The sequence below is a fragment of the Amycolatopsis ponsaeliensis genome (assembly GCF_030182635.1).
Classification (GTDB): Bacteria; Actinomycetota; Actinomycetes; order Mycobacteriales; family Pseudonocardiaceae; genus Amycolatopsis; species Amycolatopsis ponsaeliensis.
The window spans coordinates 59,176-75,892 of sequence record NZ_JAPZLD010000013.1; the positions used below are offsets into that span (position 1 = coordinate 59,176).

General features: G+C 67.8%; 14 protein-coding genes. 7 read left to right on the forward strand and 7 right to left on the reverse strand.

Annotated features, from left to right (window positions below):
- The first annotated feature begins 103 nt into the window (after nucleotides 1-103).
- The 6 genes from QQ657_RS20595 to QQ657_RS20620 are packed head-to-tail and all read left to right on the forward strand — an operon-like array spanning nucleotide 104 to nucleotide 6,520.
- Complete coding sequence (locus QQ657_RS20595; RefSeq protein WP_284743815.1) at nucleotides 104-673, forward strand: SRPBCC family protein; 570 nt, start codon at nucleotides 104-106, stop codon at nucleotides 671-673.
- Complete coding sequence (locus tag QQ657_RS20600; RefSeq protein WP_284743816.1) at nucleotides 673-1,557, forward strand: FAD binding domain-containing protein; 885 nt, start codon at nucleotides 673-675, stop codon at nucleotides 1,555-1,557. Before QQ657_RS20595 ends, QQ657_RS20600 begins: the two co-directional genes overlap by 1 nt.
- On the forward strand, nucleotides 1,514-3,838 hold the full coding sequence (locus QQ657_RS20605) for a xanthine dehydrogenase family protein molybdopterin-binding subunit (protein WP_284743817.1): 2,325 nt from the start codon (nucleotides 1,514-1,516) through the stop codon (nucleotides 3,836-3,838). The genes QQ657_RS20600 and QQ657_RS20605 overlap by 44 nt, the downstream gene beginning before the upstream one ends.
- Entirely contained in the window at nucleotides 3,835-4,314 is a 480-nt protein-coding gene (locus QQ657_RS20610) for a (2Fe-2S)-binding protein (RefSeq protein WP_284743818.1), read from the forward strand. Before QQ657_RS20605 ends, QQ657_RS20610 begins: the two co-directional genes overlap by 4 nt.
- A complete protein-coding gene (locus QQ657_RS20615) occupies nucleotides 4,311-5,081 on the forward strand; it encodes an alpha/beta fold hydrolase (RefSeq protein ID WP_284743819.1) in 771 nt (256 codons plus the stop codon). The genes QQ657_RS20610 and QQ657_RS20615 overlap by 4 nt, the downstream gene beginning before the upstream one ends.
- On the forward strand, nucleotides 5,078-6,520 hold the full coding sequence (locus tag QQ657_RS20620) for a UbiD family decarboxylase (protein WP_284743820.1): 1,443 nt from the start codon (nucleotides 5,078-5,080) through the stop codon (nucleotides 6,518-6,520). The genes QQ657_RS20615 and QQ657_RS20620 overlap by 4 nt, the downstream gene beginning before the upstream one ends.
- A gap of 42 nt (nucleotides 6,521-6,562) precedes the next feature.
- Here QQ657_RS20620 and infA read toward each other — a convergent pair whose 3' ends face one another.
- The 3 genes from infA to QQ657_RS20635 all read right to left on the reverse strand — a co-directional run bounded on the left by infA (nucleotide 6,563) and on the right by QQ657_RS20635 (nucleotide 8,347).
- On the reverse strand, nucleotides 6,563-6,784 hold the full coding sequence (gene infA / locus QQ657_RS20625; protein WP_284743821.1) for a translation initiation factor IF-1: 222 nt from the start codon (nucleotides 6,782-6,784) through the stop codon (nucleotides 6,563-6,565).
- Nucleotides 6,774-7,556 carry a GNAT family N-acetyltransferase gene (locus QQ657_RS20630; protein WP_284743822.1) on the reverse strand — a complete coding sequence of 261 codons (783 nt, stop codon included), beginning with the start codon at nucleotides 7,554-7,556 and terminating at the stop codon, nucleotides 6,774-6,776. Before QQ657_RS20630 ends, infA begins: the two co-directional genes overlap by 11 nt.
- A 170-nt stretch (nucleotides 7,557-7,726) precedes the next feature.
- Complete coding sequence (locus QQ657_RS20635; protein WP_284743823.1) at nucleotides 7,727-8,347, reverse strand: TMEM175 family protein; 621 nt, start codon at nucleotides 8,345-8,347, stop codon at nucleotides 7,727-7,729.
- A gap of 18 nt (nucleotides 8,348-8,365) precedes the next feature.
- Between QQ657_RS20635 and QQ657_RS20640 the strand changes: the two genes are divergently transcribed.
- Nucleotides 8,366-8,560: a hypothetical protein gene (locus QQ657_RS20640; protein ID WP_284743824.1), complete on the forward strand. Its 195-nt coding sequence runs from the start codon at nucleotides 8,366-8,368 to the stop codon at nucleotides 8,558-8,560.
- A gap of 135 nt (nucleotides 8,561-8,695) precedes the next feature.
- Here QQ657_RS20640 and QQ657_RS20645 read toward each other — a convergent pair whose 3' ends face one another.
- The 4 genes from QQ657_RS20645 to QQ657_RS20660 form a co-directional block, all read right to left on the reverse strand.
- Entirely contained in the window at nucleotides 8,696-10,147 is a 1,452-nt protein-coding gene (locus tag QQ657_RS20645) for a restriction endonuclease subunit S (protein ID WP_284743825.1), read from the reverse strand.
- Nucleotides 10,144-12,573, reverse strand: coding sequence for an N-6 DNA methylase (locus QQ657_RS20650; RefSeq protein ID WP_284743826.1), 2,430 nt, complete (start codon nucleotides 12,571-12,573; stop codon nucleotides 10,144-10,146). Before QQ657_RS20650 ends, QQ657_RS20645 begins: the two co-directional genes overlap by 4 nt.
- A gap of 269 nt (nucleotides 12,574-12,842) precedes the next feature.
- Nucleotides 12,843-14,345 carry a phosphodiester glycosidase family protein gene (locus tag QQ657_RS20655; protein WP_284743827.1) on the reverse strand — a complete coding sequence of 501 codons (1,503 nt, stop codon included), beginning with the start codon at nucleotides 14,343-14,345 and terminating at the stop codon, nucleotides 12,843-12,845.
- Nucleotides 14,346-14,636: 291 nt separating this feature from the next.
- Nucleotides 14,637-16,619: an APC family permease gene (locus QQ657_RS20660; RefSeq protein WP_284743828.1), complete on the reverse strand. Its 1,983-nt coding sequence runs from the start codon at nucleotides 16,617-16,619 to the stop codon at nucleotides 14,637-14,639.
- Nucleotides 16,620-16,717: the final 98 nt, after the last annotated feature.

Genomic DNA, 16,717 nt, shown 5'->3' on the forward strand with positions numbered 1-16,717 from the left:
CGTCGTTCTTCCTTCGCGCACGGTAGCCGAGCGGGTTTGCGTGTCGCCAGGACCGTGTTAGTGTCCTCTATATTAGACACCTAGTCCTCTCTGGTGGTCATATATGAAGCTCGGATCCTCCTTCCTCGTCCCCGCGGGGCACGATCGCGTGTTCGCGCACTTCCTCGATCCCGACTCGATGCGGGTCAGCGTGCCCGGCTGCACCGAACTGGACCGGGCGGACGCCGCGCACTACCGCGGCCGGCTGGTGAACGAGATCGCGCACGTCCGGTTCAGCGCCGGGTTCTCCGCGGAGATCACCGAGCTGCGCGAGCCGGAACTGGTGCGGGCGCTGCTCAAGGGCGAGGACCACAAGCTCGGCAGCTCCATCAAGATCGACGCTCGGCTCGGCGTCCAGCCCGACGGACCGGAGTCGTCCAAAGTGGACTACGACCTCGACATCGCGATCTGGGGCCGGATCGGCCGCCTCGGCGAGTCGCTCGTGCGCCGGCGCTCGCAGGAGGTCGAGAAGGAGTTCGTCGCGGCCTTCTCCGAGATCTGCGCCGCCGGCCCGCCGGGGCCGGACAACCCGGGTTTGCGCAGCGTCCTCGAGCGGCGCAACGGCCCGGCCGCACCCGAGCGCGTCTCGTGGTGGCGCCGCCTGCTGGCGCGCCTGTTCGGGAAGCAGGGCTGATGCCCGTCTACCACTACCCGGACACGCTCGGCGAAGCGTGCTCGCTCATGGCGGCCGGTGAAGACGCGATGGTCTACGGCGGCGGCACCGCCGTCCAGATCCTGCTCAAGCAGGGCGTGCTCTTCGCGTCCGATCTGGTCGACATCGGCGCCGTCCCGGGCCTCGGCGAGCTCACCCGCACGAAGGACGGCCTGCGCGCCGGCCCGCTGGTCACCCTGCGGCAGATGGAAACCAGTCCGCTCGTGCGGGAGGTCGCGCCGCTGGCCGCCGAGGTCTACGGCCGGGTCGCCAACCCCCGCGTCCGCAACACCGCGAGCGTCGGCGGCAACCTCGCGCACGGTGACTACCGGCTCGACCCGCCGACCGCGCTGATGGTGCTCGACGCGCGCGTCGAGCTCACGTCGTCGCGGGGGAAGCGGACCGTGCCCGCGCGGGAGTTCTTCGTCGACTTCCAGCAGACGGCCTTGCGGCCCGGCGAGATCATCACGGCGGTCGAGATCCCGCGGCAGCCCGAAGACGCGGGCGCGCACTTCGCCAAGCTGTCGAGCCTCGCGGTCAACGACTGGCCGGCCGCGTCCGCCGCAGCGCTGGTGGTGCCCGCCTCGCGCGGCCGCCGACAGGTCCGGCTCGGGCTCGGCGCGCTGGCGCACGTGCCCGTGTTCACCCAGTTCGAAATCCCCGGCGACACCCCGGTCGACGACGTCGTCGCGACGGCGAAAGAGGTCGCCGGGCCGCTGATCGACCCGCTGCCGGACGTGCGCGGGGGAAGCGCTTACAAGACGCGGCTCGGCTTGGTGGCCGTCGAAGAAGCCGTGCGAGGTTCCTGGAAGGAGCGAGACGATGAGCGACGGATCCCGTTCCTCGGGCGGCGCCGCCGTCGGTGAGCGGTGGGCCCGCACCGACGGGCGCGCCAAGGTCCGCGGCGAGTTCCGGTACGCCGCCGAGCAGCCGGTCCGGCCGTGCCTCGACGTCGCCGTCCACCGCAGCACCCGGCCGCACGCGAAGATCGTCGCGGTCGACACGTCCCGGGCGCTCGCGGCCGAGGGCGTCGTCGCGGTCGTCACCGGCGCGGATCTGTTCGCCCTGCTCGGCGAGCGGATGATGACCGGCCCCGCGTTCTCCGACCAGCCGTGCCTCGCCGTGGGCAAGGTCCGGTACGTCGGCGAGCCCGTCGCGGCGGTCCTCGCGCACAGCGTCGCGCAGGCCCGGTACGCGGCCGAAGAGATCCAGGTCGAGTACGACGAGCTGGACCCGGTGTACGACGTCGACGACGCCATCACCGGGAGCTCCTTCGTGCACGAAGAACTCCGGCCGTCGGCGGTGTTCGGCGACCTGAAGCACTTGCGCGGCAAGCGCGACACCAACGTCAACTACGAGTTCACCCTCCGCCGCGGCGACCCGGACGCGGCGCAAGGAACCACGGTGAGCGCGGAGTTCTGGGCGCCGCCCACCCACCACGTGCCGATCGAGCTGCCGTACGCGGCCGCGTGGCCCGAGGGCGATCGGGTCGAACTGCTAGCGACGACGCAGACGCCGTCGTACGTCCGGCAGAGCCTCGCCGACCTGCTCGACCTGCCGCTCAACCGGGTCCGGGTGCGGACCGCGCCGCTCGGCGGCAGCTTCGGCGCCAAGATGTACGACCGGCTGGAGCCGCTGGTCGCGGCCCTGGCCTGGACGCAGCGCAAGGCCGTGCGCATCACCGCCACACGGGAAGAGGCGTTCCTGCTCACCACGCGTCACGGCGCCGCGGTGTCCGGGAGCATGACCGCCGGCGAGGACGGCCGGATCGTCGCCGCCACCGCCGACGTCCGCTACGACACCGGCGCCTACGCCGACGTCGGGCCGCGCATCACGGCCAAGTCGGGCATGGTCGCGACCGGACCGTACAAAGTGGACAGCGTGCGCGTGCGCTCCCGGTGCGTCTACACGAACAAGCCGTCCGCCGGGCCGTTCCGCGGCTTCGGGGTGCCGCAGGTGACGTGGTCCCACGAGTCCCTTGTGGACGAACTCGCGCGCGAACGCGGCGAGGACCCGGCCGAGTTCCGGCGGCGCAACCTGCTGCGGGAAGGCGACATCGCCCCGGTCGGCACGCCGATGCACAGCGCGGACTTCGTCGGCTGCCTCGACGCCGTCACCGAGGCCATCGGCTGGTCCGAGCCGCTGCCGCCGGCCGAGGGGCGGTTCCTGCGTGGCCGCGGGGTCGCGGTCGGGATCAAGGCTGTGCTCACCCCGACGATCTCCAACGCCACCGTCCAGCTCAACCAGGACGGCTCGGCGACCGTGCTGATCAGCACCGTCGACATGGGCCAGGGCAGCGACACGATCATGGCGCAGATCGCCGCCGAGGTGCTGTGCCTCGGCGAGGGGCGGGTGCGCGTCATCGGCGCGGACACCGACGTCACGCCGTACGACACGATCACCGCCGGCTCGCGCTCGACCTACCACACGGGCAACGCCGTCCGGCTCGCCGCGGAGTCCATGCGGGACAAGCTGATCGCCCTTGCGGCCAAGCACTTCGACGTCGAGGCGACCGACCTCAAGATCACCGGCGACGGGCTCGTCAGCGCCCAGAGCCAGGCCACCGTGAGCATCCCGGACCTGCTGCTCGCCCACTTCGGCGCGCGAGGCACCACGCTCACCGCGGAGGCGAACTTCAGCACGTCGTGGCAGCCGTACGACCACGAGACCGGGCAGTCGCCGCAGGTCACCGAGCACTGGTTCGCCGGCGCCGCCGCCGTCCAGCTCACCGTGGACACCGCGACCGGGCGGGTGCACATCGAGCACCTCGCGGTCGCCGGCGACGTCGGCCGGGCGATCAACCCGGCCATGGTCGAGCAGCAGCTCTCCGGCGCGGCGATCATGGGCGTCGGGCACGCGCTGTTCGACCAGCTCGTGTTCGACGAGGGCCAGATCGTCAACGGCACCCTGCTGGACTACCAGCTGCCGTCCATCAAGGACATGCCGGACAAGCTGACGCCGATCGTCATCGAGAGTCCACATCGGACCGGCCCGTTCGGCGCCAAGGGCGTCGGCGAGACCGCGATCATCCCGCTGGCCCCGGCGATCGCCAACGCCGTGCGCGACGCGACCGGCGTGCGGCTGACCGAGCTGCCGCTCACCCCGGAACGGATCCTCACCGCGATCACCGAGCAGGAGCAGTCATGAGGGAGATCCAGCTGACCGTCAACGGACGGCGCCGCCGCCTCGCCGTCGCCGATGACGAGCTGCTGCTCGACGTGCTGCGCCGCGAGTTCGGCGTGACGAGCGCCCGCGAAGGCTGCGGCGTCGGTGCGTGCGGGGCCTGCACGGTGCTGGCCGGCGGGCAGAGCGTGTCGAGCTGCCTGGCCCGCGCCGCGCGGTACGACGGCGCCGGGATCACGACGGCCGACGGCCTCCCGGACGACGACGAGGTGGTCGAGGAGTTCGTCGCGGCCCGCGCGATGCAGTGCGGCTACTGCATTCCCGGGTTCGTACTGATGGCCCACGAGCTCCTGGCGGAGAACCCGCGGCCGACCGACGACGACGTCAGCGAGCACCTGGAGGGCAACATCTGCCGCTGCGGCACCTACGGCGAGATCCGCACCGCGATCAAGGCCGCGGCCGCCCGCCGCGAAGCCCGCGAGGGAAGGAAGAGCGCGTGAAAGAACTGCACGTCCACCGCACCGGGACGCACGGCCGCCCGGTCGTGCTGCTGCACCCCCTCGCGCTCAGCGGCGCGGTCTGGGACCCGGTGGCCGAGTACCTCGGCACGTCGCACCGGGTGCTGGCGATCGACACCCGCGGGCACGGCGAGTCCTCTTGGGACGGTTCGGAGTTCACTGTGGACGACATGGCCGCCGACGCGGCCGCCGTCATCGAGGACTTCGGCGCGGGCTCGGCGGACGTCATCGGGCTGTCGATGGGCGGCAGCACCGCGCTGGTGCTCGCCGCGAGCCGGCCGGACCTCGTGCACCGGCTCGTCCTCGCCGACGCGACCGCGTGGTACGGCCCGGACAGCGTCGCCGAATGGGCGCAGCGGGCCGAGCGCGCGGTGGGCCTGGACCGGGTCGCGCAGCTGGAGTTCCAGCGGGACCGGTGGTTCGCCGACGCCTTCCGCGCATCGCATCCGGACGAGGTCGAGCGGGTGTGTGACCTCTTCGTTGCGACCGAATCGAAGGCCCACGCGGCCGCGTGCCGGGCCCTCGGCGCGCTGGACGCGCGGGACCGGCTCGGCGACGTCCGAGCCGAAACGCTGGTCCTCGTCGGCGCCGAGGACTACGCGACGCCGCCATCGATGTCCCAGGAGCTGGCCGCTGGGATCGCAGGCGCGCGGTTGCAGGTGCTCGACCACGCGCGGCACCTGAGCCTGCTGGAACGGCCCGACCTCTGGCCGGTCGTCGCCGCGCACTTCGCCGGGGACGAGTCGTGACGGAACCGCTGCTGAGCCTGCGTTCGCACCTCGACGCCGTCGCCGGGTTCGGGGAGCTGCGCACCGTGCGGGGCGCGCACTGGGACCTCGAGCTGGGCGGGATCGCCGAGCTGAGCTGCCGGCTGCCGGGCGCGCCGGCGGTGCTCTTCGACGAGATCGCCGGGTATCCGGCCGGGATGCGCGTGCTCACCGGCAGCACGGGTTCGCCGCGACGGTTCGGGCGGACGCTGCGCCTGGGGGACGACCTCGACGACGCCGGCGTGGTCGAGGCCCTGCGCGGGAAGCCGTCGCGCTGGGCGGCCGCGGCCCGCGACTTCCCGGTGCGGCCGGTCGAGGACGCGCCGCTGCTGGCCAACGAGATCCCCGGCGAGAAGGTCGACCTGCTGACGTTCCCGGTGCCGCGGTGGCACGAGCACGACGGCGGACGGTTCATCGGGACGGGCTGCTTCGTCGTCACCAGCGACCCGGACACCGGCGTCCACAATGGCGGGTGCTACCGGATGGAGGTGGCCGATGAGGGGCGGAGCGTCACCCTCGCGGTGGTGCCGGGCAAGCACGGCGACCAGAACATCCGGCGCTGGTTCGAACGCGAGGGCCGCGCCCCGGTGACCGTCTCGTTCGGACACGACCCGCTGCTGCTCGTGCTGGGCGGCACGGAGGTCCCGCACGGGATTTCCGAGCTGGAGTACGCCGGGGCGGTGCTGGGCGAGCGCGTCCCGGTCGTCACCGGGCCGGCCACCGGGCTGCCGATCCCGGCGGGCAGCGAGCTGGCGATCGAGGGCTGGCTGCGGCCGGACCACCTGCGCGAGGAGGGACCGTTCGGCGAGTGGACCGGGTACTACACGGGCCGCCGCCGGCCGAACCTCGCCGTGGACATCACGCGGCTGTACCACCGCGACGACCCGATCCTGCTCGGTGCCCCGCCGGGCAAGCCGCCGCACGACTATTCGTACATGCGCACGGTGATGAAGTCGGCGATGATCCAGGACGAGCTCGCGGCTTCGGGCGTCCCGGGTGTGGTCAAGGCCTGGGCCCACGAATCCGGCGGCGGACGGCTGTTCATCGCGGTGTCGCTGAGGCAGCGCTACGCCGGGCACGCGCGCCAGGTGGCGTACCTGACCGCGCAGTGCCCGGCGGCGGCGTACATGAACCGGTACGTGGTCGTGGTGGACGACGACATCGACTCGGCGGATCTCGACCAGGTCATCTGGGCGATGTCGACCCGCAGTGATCCCGACGTCGACATCGAGGTGATGAAGCGGACGTGGGGCAGCAAGCTGGACCCGCTGTCGCTGGAGGGCGCACCGCCGTTCAACAGCCGCGCGATCATCGACGCCTGCCGTCCTTATGAGCGGCTGGAGAGTTTTCCGCGAGTGGCGGAGAGCGATCCCGCTTTTCTGCGGGAAATCGAGCGGAAGTGGCGGGCGGAGCTGGCTTGAGCGCGGTCCGGGAGCCCGCGGGTTCCCGGACCGCGCCCCGGGCTAGTTCCGGTACCGGAACAGGATCCGGCCTCGGCTCAGGTCGTACGGGCTCAGCTCCACCAATACCCGGTCGTACGGCAGGATCTTGATGTAGTTCTTCCGGATCTTCCCGCTGATGTGCGCCAGCACCTGGTGCCCGTTCGGGAGCTCCACCTTGAACGTGGCGTTGCGCAGGCACTCGAGCACGGTGCCCTCGACTTCGATGCCGCCCTTATCCGCCATGGCGCACCAGTTCCAGGTTGCTGCTCGCCCGCCGAGCTCCGATGCCCTCGAACAGCGCCGTCGCCGCCGGGTTGGCTTCGTTCACTTCCGCCGTCGCCGTGGGGATTCCCCTGGCGTGCAACGAACCCAGCACCTCGGCCAGCAGCGCCCGGGCGATGCCGCGGCGGTGCCGGTCCGCGCGGACCGCGATCAGGCCGATGCGGGGCAGCCGAGTCACCTGGACCACCCGGACCAGCCCGACGTAGGAATCCCCTTCGGCCGCGGCCGCGTACAACGCCGGGTCGACGATGGTGTCCCCGGCCGGCCGGACCAGCACCTCGGCCGGCATCTCTTGCCAGCCGACCGTCGACTCGACTTCGGCGCGGATCACGCGGTCCAACGCCCGTAGCGGGCCCTCCGACGCCGAGCCGCGGGGCACGATCGTCACGCCCTGCGGCGGGAGGACAAGGCCGGAGCCGGTGGGCACGACGTACTCCCACTCGCGACGCCGGGTCGTGAAGCCGGCTCGTTCCCAGCCGGCCGTCAGCTCGACGTCGGTCTCGTCGACGATCGTGTGGAGCGGGGCCGGGAGCTGCGCCAGCATCGCGTCGGCGAGCTGGTCGAAGACCGAGCGGTGCCAGGCGTCGATGCTGACGAAGATCCGCCCGTCGGGCCGGGCCGACGCCTCGCCGCGGCCGACCACCCGGTCGTCCTCCAGCGCGTGCCACTGCCGCTGCGCGACCCGCGTGATCACCACCGCGGGCTCACCCGAGGTGAAATGCGTGGTTTGCATAGGTCTGTACCTTTCGGGAGTGCGTCAAGCGCTCCCGGCGACCCCTACGTCAGTCGCCCGACCGTGACGACGAGGGGAGCACCCACATCGAAACAGCGTTCATGGGGCTCACCTCCCGGCGTCGAGTCACGGTCACCGGCACGATAGCGGGCCCGCGCCGCGCGGCCCACTCATTTACCGGCGCGCCCCAGCGCCCGGCGGACGATCGTCGCCGGGAACGCCAGCAACAGCAGGACGAAATAGCCGAAACCGGGCTTGATGAACCCCACCACGAACGCGAGCGCGAACACGCCCGAACTCACCACGAAGTTCCAGAACATCTCGTCCGGCACCGGCTCGGCGTCCCCGCGCACCTGCGGGTCGTGGCGGACGATGAGGACCAGCGCCGTGTGGCACAGGCTGCTGGCCAGGAGCGTCCCCAGGTAGAACGTGACGGTGAAGCGTTCGGACTGGTACGCGCCGATCAGCTGAGTGGGGAAGGGCAGCAGGGCGATCGTCAGCAGCCAGAGGAAGTTGACGCGCATGAGCGCGGTGCTGTAGGCACGCACGTGCTCGAAGATGCGGTGGTGGACGGACCAGAACCGGCCGATCACGAGGAAGCTGAGCAGGAAGCTGACGATCTTCGACCAGTTGTCGGTGACGGCCTCGAGCGCCGGCTTGTGCTCCGCGACCAGCTCCGGCACGAGGTCGGTGAGCGGCAGGACCAGCAACGTCAGCGCGATCGCGACCACGGCGTCGGTGAAGAACACCAGCCGCTCGGATGATTTCTTCTGCTCCACGCGGACATCCAACACTACGATGCTGGGCTCATGACCATCGCCGCCACGATCACGGGCGGTTTCACGGCGCTCGATCGCAAGCCTGGTCGCAGGGCCGGACGACGTGGGTGGTCGTCTCCGCGGCCGTCGTGGCGCTGGCGCAGCCGCGCCCACTTCGTCTATATCGGACCCGATGTGCTCAAGGTCGCCACGCTGCCCGCCTTTGGCGTTGCGGCGCTCTCCTGAGTAACCGTCGCGGCAGGATCAGTAGCGTGCATATTCGCCGGTCGTGTCTGAGGTCAATTTGCGCGCTAGCCACGCGGTCACCGTTTGTAGTAATTGGAAAGACTTCGGGCTGATCCGCACCGAACGCGAGGTCATTCATTGCTGCGTTGCCGAAGGCAGGATCCCTCTTCGGGCTCTATCTTTAAATTCTGCAGGATTATGAAGTTTTGCATTTGGCCTAGCCTGGATGAGAGCGTTGCGCAGGTCAAGTTCCGCTTCATCTCGAATCTTGATCGAGTCGGATTCTGCAGCTGATGCGGTCTTAAGGCCAGATTTAAGGTCGCGAACGAGGGAACGCTGCGCTTCGAGAGGTGGTATCGGCAGGGGTGCTGACGCGAGTTTTCCTGCGCCTATGTGCCAGAGCGAGCCGGTGGTTGTGGTTGCCTGATCTCGGATATACGTCCCGCCCGCGTCACTGTTGAACCATGTCGAAACGAACTCGGGAAGCACATTTTCGCTGGTGAGGCGCGCGCGTACAATCGAGTTTTGAATGATCATTTGCTTGTTGCTGTCCGTCCACACTGCGGAGCGGCCGACCTCTTCTCGAGAATTGCCTTCGACGAAGAGTACATCGTCGGGTGAAAGTTCTAGGCGCTCGACTGTGTCCGGTGATACTCGCATGCTCTTGACGCTGGCGAGGCTTAGGTATCCTCGCTGCACATTGGCTGCTCGAAGATACGGAACGTCGGTGCCGCTGCCTTGTGCGCCTTTTCGGGGGACCTGGGTTCCCAGGCGAATCTCAGCTATATCGCCAAGGCATGCTACGGGATACGCACTACTGAGAATCGTGGGAGCTTCCAACGTGTCCCATCGCTCCAATGAGGAGAAGCGCACCGCATTGGCCTTACCGATTGCAATCGACGCCTCTTTGGTGGTGACAAGTTGAGAAATAAATTGTTTCCAACTGGCGCTGTAGATACTGGCCGCAGCCTGCTTCGCCTTATCTGAGCGGCTGAGTGTCTCGGAATATGTTGCTACTAGCTCACGCTGAATGTTGACTGGTGGTATCGGCAGGGGTGCTGACGCGAGTTTTCCTGCGCCTATGTGCCAGAGCGAGCCGGTGGTTGTGGTTGCCTGATCTCGGATATACGTCCCGCCCGCGTCACTGTTGAACCATGTCGAAACGAACTCGGGAAGCACATTTTCGCTGGTGAGGCGCGCGCGTACAATCGAGTTTTGAATGATCATTTGCTTGTTGCTGTCCGTCCACACTGCGGAGCGGCCGACCTCTTCTCGAGAATTGCCTTCGACGAAGAGTACATCGTCGGGTGAAAGTTCTAGGCGCTCGACTGTGTCCGGTGATACTCGCATGCTCTTGACGCTGGCGAGGCTTAGGTATCCTCGCTGCACATTGGCTGCTCGAAGATACGGAACGTCGGTGCCGCTGCCTTGTGCGCCTTTTCGGGGGACCTGGGTTCCCAGGCGAATCTCAGCTATATCGCCAAGGCATGCTACGGGATACAGAAATGAATCGCTTGTGGGAGTCTGAGGTGAATCCCAGCGCTCAAGCTTTGAAAAGTGAACTATGAAAGACTTGGGAACGGTCACCAGTCCTCCGTCTTGAGGGTCGCCTTGAATTCCTGCCATGCGTGCAGGATAGCTGGAAGATCATTGGTGATCGAGTCGCCAGTCTCGCCGGTTGCTGTAATTCCGACCCTTGTTGGGGTGGCCATGAAGACATCATAATCGAACATTGTCCGCACCGTTGCCCACATCAAAGCGGACTGTTCGATGTCAAGCTTCTTCAGTTCGGACCTGAGCGTTGTCATGGCTGCCTGGAGGCCGGGCACGTGCGCTGCCTTTTCTTTGTATTGGACCTTCAAGGCTCGCGCTTCTTGATTTGGTTGCCCACTCCACCTGGGCGCTCGAAGTACCGTTTCCGGACCGCTGCGAATCAAACCGACCTTGCGAATTCGAGACAATTCGGGCAACGTGCGAATTATGCCAAGGCGCTCAAGGTGCTCGAGAATTGCCATCAGATCGGCATCATCTGAATGAAGGAGGTCTGGAGTCATCCTCTCGAGAAGATTGGTGCGCTTCGGGGCGAAATCAACTTCGGTCAGTTCAAGCGCATTGTCCCAGCATTGATTCCACCGCTCTTCGTCCTCTTTGGTAAACTTCTGCATGAAGACCACAGAGGCATTGACCGAGGCGCCCGAGAATTTGAATGTCTCGGCAGGTAGTGCGACGACTGCGCGTAGGAATGCTTTGCCTTCGGCCCAACGTCGAAGCCAGGCCTGAGATGAAGAATTGAGATTGCCGTTGGGGAGCACGATACCAAGCCGTCCGCCGGGGTGCAGCAGGCGAAGGCAGCGCTCCAAGAACATCTGCTCTGTCTTGCGAGACTTGGTGTTCTCGCCAATCTCGAACATGTCGAGAATCTTGGTTCCTCGTGCTGCGGCAACTCGGTCATGCGCTGAGACCCACTCGGCCCCGTAGCGCTCCTGCTGTCGTCGGCGATAATCCCTGTCGTCGGATACGTCAACTTCTGGTGATGCGCCAATGCGCTGAGACGCATTGACAATTGCGCCAAATGGCGGATTCGTCACTACAACATCGAATCGACCTTCGAATATTCCATTGGTGTCAACCAGGCCATCGTGCCAGTGGATTCCGCCGTGTCCGTCGCCATGCATGATCATGTTCATCTTGGCGGTACGTGCTGCGCGAGGCTCTTTGTCTGCTCCGTAAATGCATTTCCATGCCAACTTGCCGACGCGTGTTTCAGTTGGGCCGCCGTCCGGGCGGCTCGGCGCAAGCTGCTTATTCAGTTCTTCAACGGCGGATTCAATTCTTTGATCACGGTGAACCAGGTTGATTTCGTTCGCATCTTCTGGGTATTCCGCAGAGATTGAATCGATTATCTCTTGCCTTTGCTTCGCGATATCGGCAGCGATCTCATCGCGTATGTGATCGAAAACGCGAATGAGGAACCCGCCAGATCCAGCTGCCGGGTCGCAAATAAGCTCGCCCTCCTTGGGGTTCAGTAGGCTCACCATGAAGTCGACGACAGGCCGTGGCGTAAAGTACTGTCCAAGGTTTCCGCGGAAGGTGGTGCCCAAGAACCTTTCGAATGCGATCCCCTTGATATCTTCGCCTGTTTTCGAAAGGTTAAATCGCTCTAGCTTGGATACGAGATCACGGAAAGTGTCTCCGGATATATCTAGTCGATCATCTTCTGGAAACAGGTCGTCTGCGGAGTATGCCGCCTTCGTCTGATCAAACATTTGTTCATGGATGGAAAGTCTTGGGTTTTTGAAAAACCTCGAAGATTCTGAGAGATACTTCGTGGTAAACGTTTCGTGAGCTTGCGAGCGCTCGATATGCAACTTGATGAACAGTACTTTCGAGATGGTATCAAACGCCCGATCCGGACTCATTGCATGATTGTCGCGTAACAAGCTGTGACAATCAAACAGCACGCGCTGGAACTGCTCGCGATCGAACACTTCCAGGCGACCGATCAGTGCCTCAAGTCGACTGTTGTTCGCAAGATCCTCACTTGTCGGCCAGTCGTTGATCTGTCGCGCACGTCCGGGAAGACCGGTTATCAGCTCGAACGTGACATGTCCGGTAGAATTCGCGAGCACGAGGAAGCGTGCGCCAGCGGCGCGCGCATACGACTCACCTTGCCAGAAGTCGGCGGGGCGGACGGGTCCTTCATCCGCCTTGGTCTCCACGACAAGCACAGGCTCGCGTCCCGCTTCTTTGTCGGCCGAACTATGCCAAACGACGATGTCAGCGCGGGGTGATCGCCGGCCGTGATGGGTTCGACGTTCTTGGTCCATCTGCTGCAGCGAGAACTTGCCGTGTTCCCACAGTCGACGCACCCACTCTTGCCGAACCTTCTCCTCGGGCTGGTGTTCTACGTTGGTCCACCTGCCTCGAAGCGGCACCCATATTGTGTGACCATGCCAGTGGAGCCCCGTAGTGGGGAACGGCGTGTCTGGGGTGGTCGGATGCCTACTTGCCATGACCAGAAGGCTACGACAGTGACCTTGGGCGGCTGGCACCGACTGGCCGTGAACTGACCTAGCGCGACGCCTGACCCTTTGGCGATAGTCGTCTGTATCGAGGCGATGAATGGCACGCTGGGCTCAGTGGCGACTGCGAAGGAGCGGCTGCAGAACCTACAAGCGAGTTTACTGGCTACTGTAGGCAACTTGTCTCAGGGGTACAAGCTCAACCGGAGATGCTCAAGTCGCCAGGCTGCTCGCCCTCGGCGTCGCAGCGCTGTCCTGAGTCAGCCCCGCGGCAGCACCAGCAGCGCGTCACCGACCGGGCGCTCGCCCGTCGCGTCCGACGGCGAGCTGACCAGCTTGCCGTCGATCGCCATCGCCGTCGAGCCGCCGCCGTCGAGGTTGATCGCGGTCACCGCGCCCAGCCGCGCCATCAGCCGCGCGCCCTCGATCAGCGAAAGCCCTTCGGCGAACCCCGGCTGACGGCCGTCGGCGGTGACGATCAGCAGCCGGCCTTGGCGGTCGAGGCCGACCATCGTGCGCGGGTTGCGCTTGACGCCCCAGCCGTACACGAACGACGGGTCGCCCGGGTGCACGATGCCGTCCGCCGCCGCGTTCACCGCGATCCGGCCGCCCTGGACCAGCCACGGGCCGCCGTTGACGACGCCGGCAGGGTGGATCGGCCGGCCGGCTTCGAAGATCCGGGTCCCGACCGGCAGCTTCGCGCCCGGCGCGGCGCGGTCGGTCAGCCACGTCGCCGCCGTGCCGATGCCCTGCACGGTGTGCCCGCCGGCGGGCACGTCGCTGCCCGCGGGACGCACCGCCGTGACGACGTCGTGAGCGTCCAGCACGGCTTCGACGCCGTTGCCGGCCGGCGTGGGCGTGCCGAGCTGCGGGGTGAAGAGCACCAGCTCGTCCGCGTGGGTGCAGGTCGTGTCGTGCAGCGGCCGGTCTGTCGGGACGTCGCCGGGCTCGCCGCAGTTGCGGATGACGCCGGGCTTGCGGTTGACGCCGTCGACCTCGTGGCCGCCGACGGTGAGCGCGGTCCGCGGGACGCCGATCGAGGGACGGTCCCCGAGCAGCAGCGCGGGCCGCCCGGTGGTGGCTTCGCTTTGCAGCAGCCCCTGGTAGACGCCGATGCCGGCCGGTTCGCCGGGGATGCCATCGCGCGGGTCGATGACGAAGAAGCCGCCGTTGGTCCCGACGAGCGCCCCCGCGGCGGCCGACAGCGCCGACGTCGTGCGCCGCCCCGCCACCGTCTCGCCGTGCGACGCGACGACGTCCCCGCGGAACCGCCGCGGATCGACGGTGGCGACGCGGATGCGTTGCGGCCCTTGCGCTTCGGGCCCGTCCTGCCCGGTCCATTCGACGGCGTTGGTGAAGCCGTTCGCGGTCATGGCACTCGCGGTGGCGGCGGCCTGCGCGCGGTCGGCGAAGGAGCCGACCCGCACCCGCCAGCCGAGGGCACCACGCGGAGTGTCGCTGAACGCCGGCCAGTCGACCCGCTCGGCGCGGGCCGCGAAACCCTTGCCCCGCAAGGAGGTCACCAGAGCGTCGGCGTGCGCACGGCTGCCGAGCGCGGTCGGCGGCGCGTCCGGGTCGGGGCTCGACCCACCGGGCACGAGCGCGGTGACGGTCCAGGTGTTGTGCCCGGTGCCGTCCCCGGTGACGGTGGTGGAGACGGTCAGCCCGGGCGCGAGAAGATCACCGGCGGCCGAGGCCGGCGTGCTCAGCGCCAGGGTGAGCACGGCGGACAGGGCCAGGGCGAGCGGCGCCGGAGTCTTCACGCGAAGCAACGTACCCAGCCGGGGTGGCCGGCGCACGGGTTCCGGATGAACTCCCGGGCCACGGCTAGACCCTCGGCGTCGGAGCGCACCGGCTCGCCCGCCGCAGTGGCGCGCAGCTTTGACCTCGCCGGCTGCTCGAACCTGGCCCGCTCGCCGGCCGCAGGGCCGGCGGGTTGCCCTGGGTGCGGCGCGATGGTGCCGAGGCGGGTCCGTTCGGTCCGGCCGGCTCGCGGAACGCGCCGGCTCGGATGAAGTTGCGGCGGCACCGAAACGCCGGGGTGAACTCCCGGCTCAGCCGCCCACGTGGATGCCCGGCCGGCGGGCCGGGTCCTTCTCCGCGGTGCGGATGATCTCCCGGACCACCGGTGCGGTGTCGCCGCGGCCCAGGATCAGGTAGCGGAACAGGTGCCCGAGCGGGTTGCCCTCGGACCACTCGAAGTGGCACTGCGGCCGGACGCCCGTGACGTCGCGCAGGGCGAGCAGGACCGCGGCGATCGCGTTCGGCGCCGCCGGGCTGTCGGCCCGCAGGATCCGGTACCCGTCGATCTCCACGCCGCGCACCTTCAGCACGTTGGCGAACTCCGACGGGTCCACGACGTCGATTTCCAGGAACAGGATGTCGGCGGCGCCGGGGACCGGGTTCAGCGAGCGCTGTTCGGCTTCCTTGGCCGAGTACTCGGCTTCGTCGCCGCCCTGGCGCTTGTTCGCGATGATGTGCAGCTTGCCGTCGTGCGCTAGCGAATCGGTGATGAACCGGCGTGCTTCCTCGTCGAACTCGATGCGCTCGGCACGCAGCTCCGTCGTCCGCGAGACCCGCGAAACCAGGGACACCACGATGATCCCGAGGATGAACAGGGCCGAGATCGCGATGCCGTCCGGCTTTTCGATGACGTTCTCGACGAGCGCGTACAGCAGCACCAGCGTCAGGACGACGAACCCGATCGCCGCGCCGCGCTGGCGCCGCCGGATCGCCGAGATGCTTACCGCGACCGCACCCGAGACCATCATCGCGAGGATCCCGGTCGCGTACGCGCCGGCCTGCGCGTCGACGTCGGCGCCGAACGCCACGGTGATCAGGACGCTGATCACCGTGTAGACGATCACCACCGGCCGCACCGCGCGGCCCCACTCCGGCGCCATGCCGTAGGAGGGCAGGTACCGCGGGACGATGTTGATCAGCCCGGCCATCGCCGACGCGCCGGCGAACCACAGGATCAGGACACTGCTGATGTCGTAGGCGGTGCCGAAGATCTCGCCCAGCTCGTGGTGGGCGAGGTAGGCCATGGCGCGGCCGTTGGCCTCGCCACCGGCCTTGAACGCGTCCGCCGGGATCAGCACCGTCGTGATGAAGCTGGTCGCGATCAGGAACACCGACATGATCAGCGCGGCGACGGTCAGCAGCTTGCGCGTGTTGCGGACCCGCGACTCCATCCGCTCTTCGGCGGTCTTCCCGTCCGCGGCGACCAGCGGCATCATACTGACGCCGGTTTCGAAGCCCGACAGGCCCAGCACCAGCAGCGGGAACGCGATGACGGCCGGCCCGATGATGCCGGTGAACCCGCCGCCGCCCGCGGTCAGCGCGTCGGTCCAGCGGGAGAGGTCCGCGGAGTCGCCGAGCAGGTCCACCACGCTGACGACCGTGACCACGGCGTTGAGCAGCAGGAAGACGGCGACGAGCGGGATGGCGACGCCGACCGCCTCGCTGAAGCCCAGCAGGAACACCCCGCCGAGGATCAGCAGCAGCACGACGGTGATGAGCACGGCGTGGCCGTGCAGGAAGCCCGGCAGGTACGGGTTCTCCAGCATGTGCACGGTGGCGTCGGCCGAGGACAGCGTGATCGTGATGATCCACGACGTGGCGACGAACCCCAGCAGCGTGAGGACGAAGAGCTTCCCGCGCCAGAACGGCAGCAGGTCCTCCAGCATCGCCACCGAGCCCTGCCCGTGCGGGCTTTCGCGGGCGACGCGGCGGTACATCGGCAGCATGCCGAGCAGTGTCAGCGCGACGATCAGCAGCGTCGCCAGCGGGGAGAGCGCCCCGGCGGCGAGCGCGGCGATCCCGGGCAGGTAGGAGAGGGTGGAGAAGTAGTCGACCCCGGTCAGGCACATGACCTTCCACCAGGCCTGCGGCGTGCCGTGGTCCTCGCCGCCCTGGCGGCCGACCGGCGCGACCCGGTGCTCCAGCAGCCAGCGGGCCACCCCGGAGGCCGGCGGCTTCGGCGGCACCGGGCTGTCGACGCTCGCCGGCACGGTCACCTCGGGTGAAGCACCCATCCTCGTCCCCTCGTCCCTGGACAGTCAGGGGCACAGAATGCCCGACGCCGGTGGGGCCCGTCGGCGCAGGTGGCCGGTCGGCGGCGCCACGCGGCTCC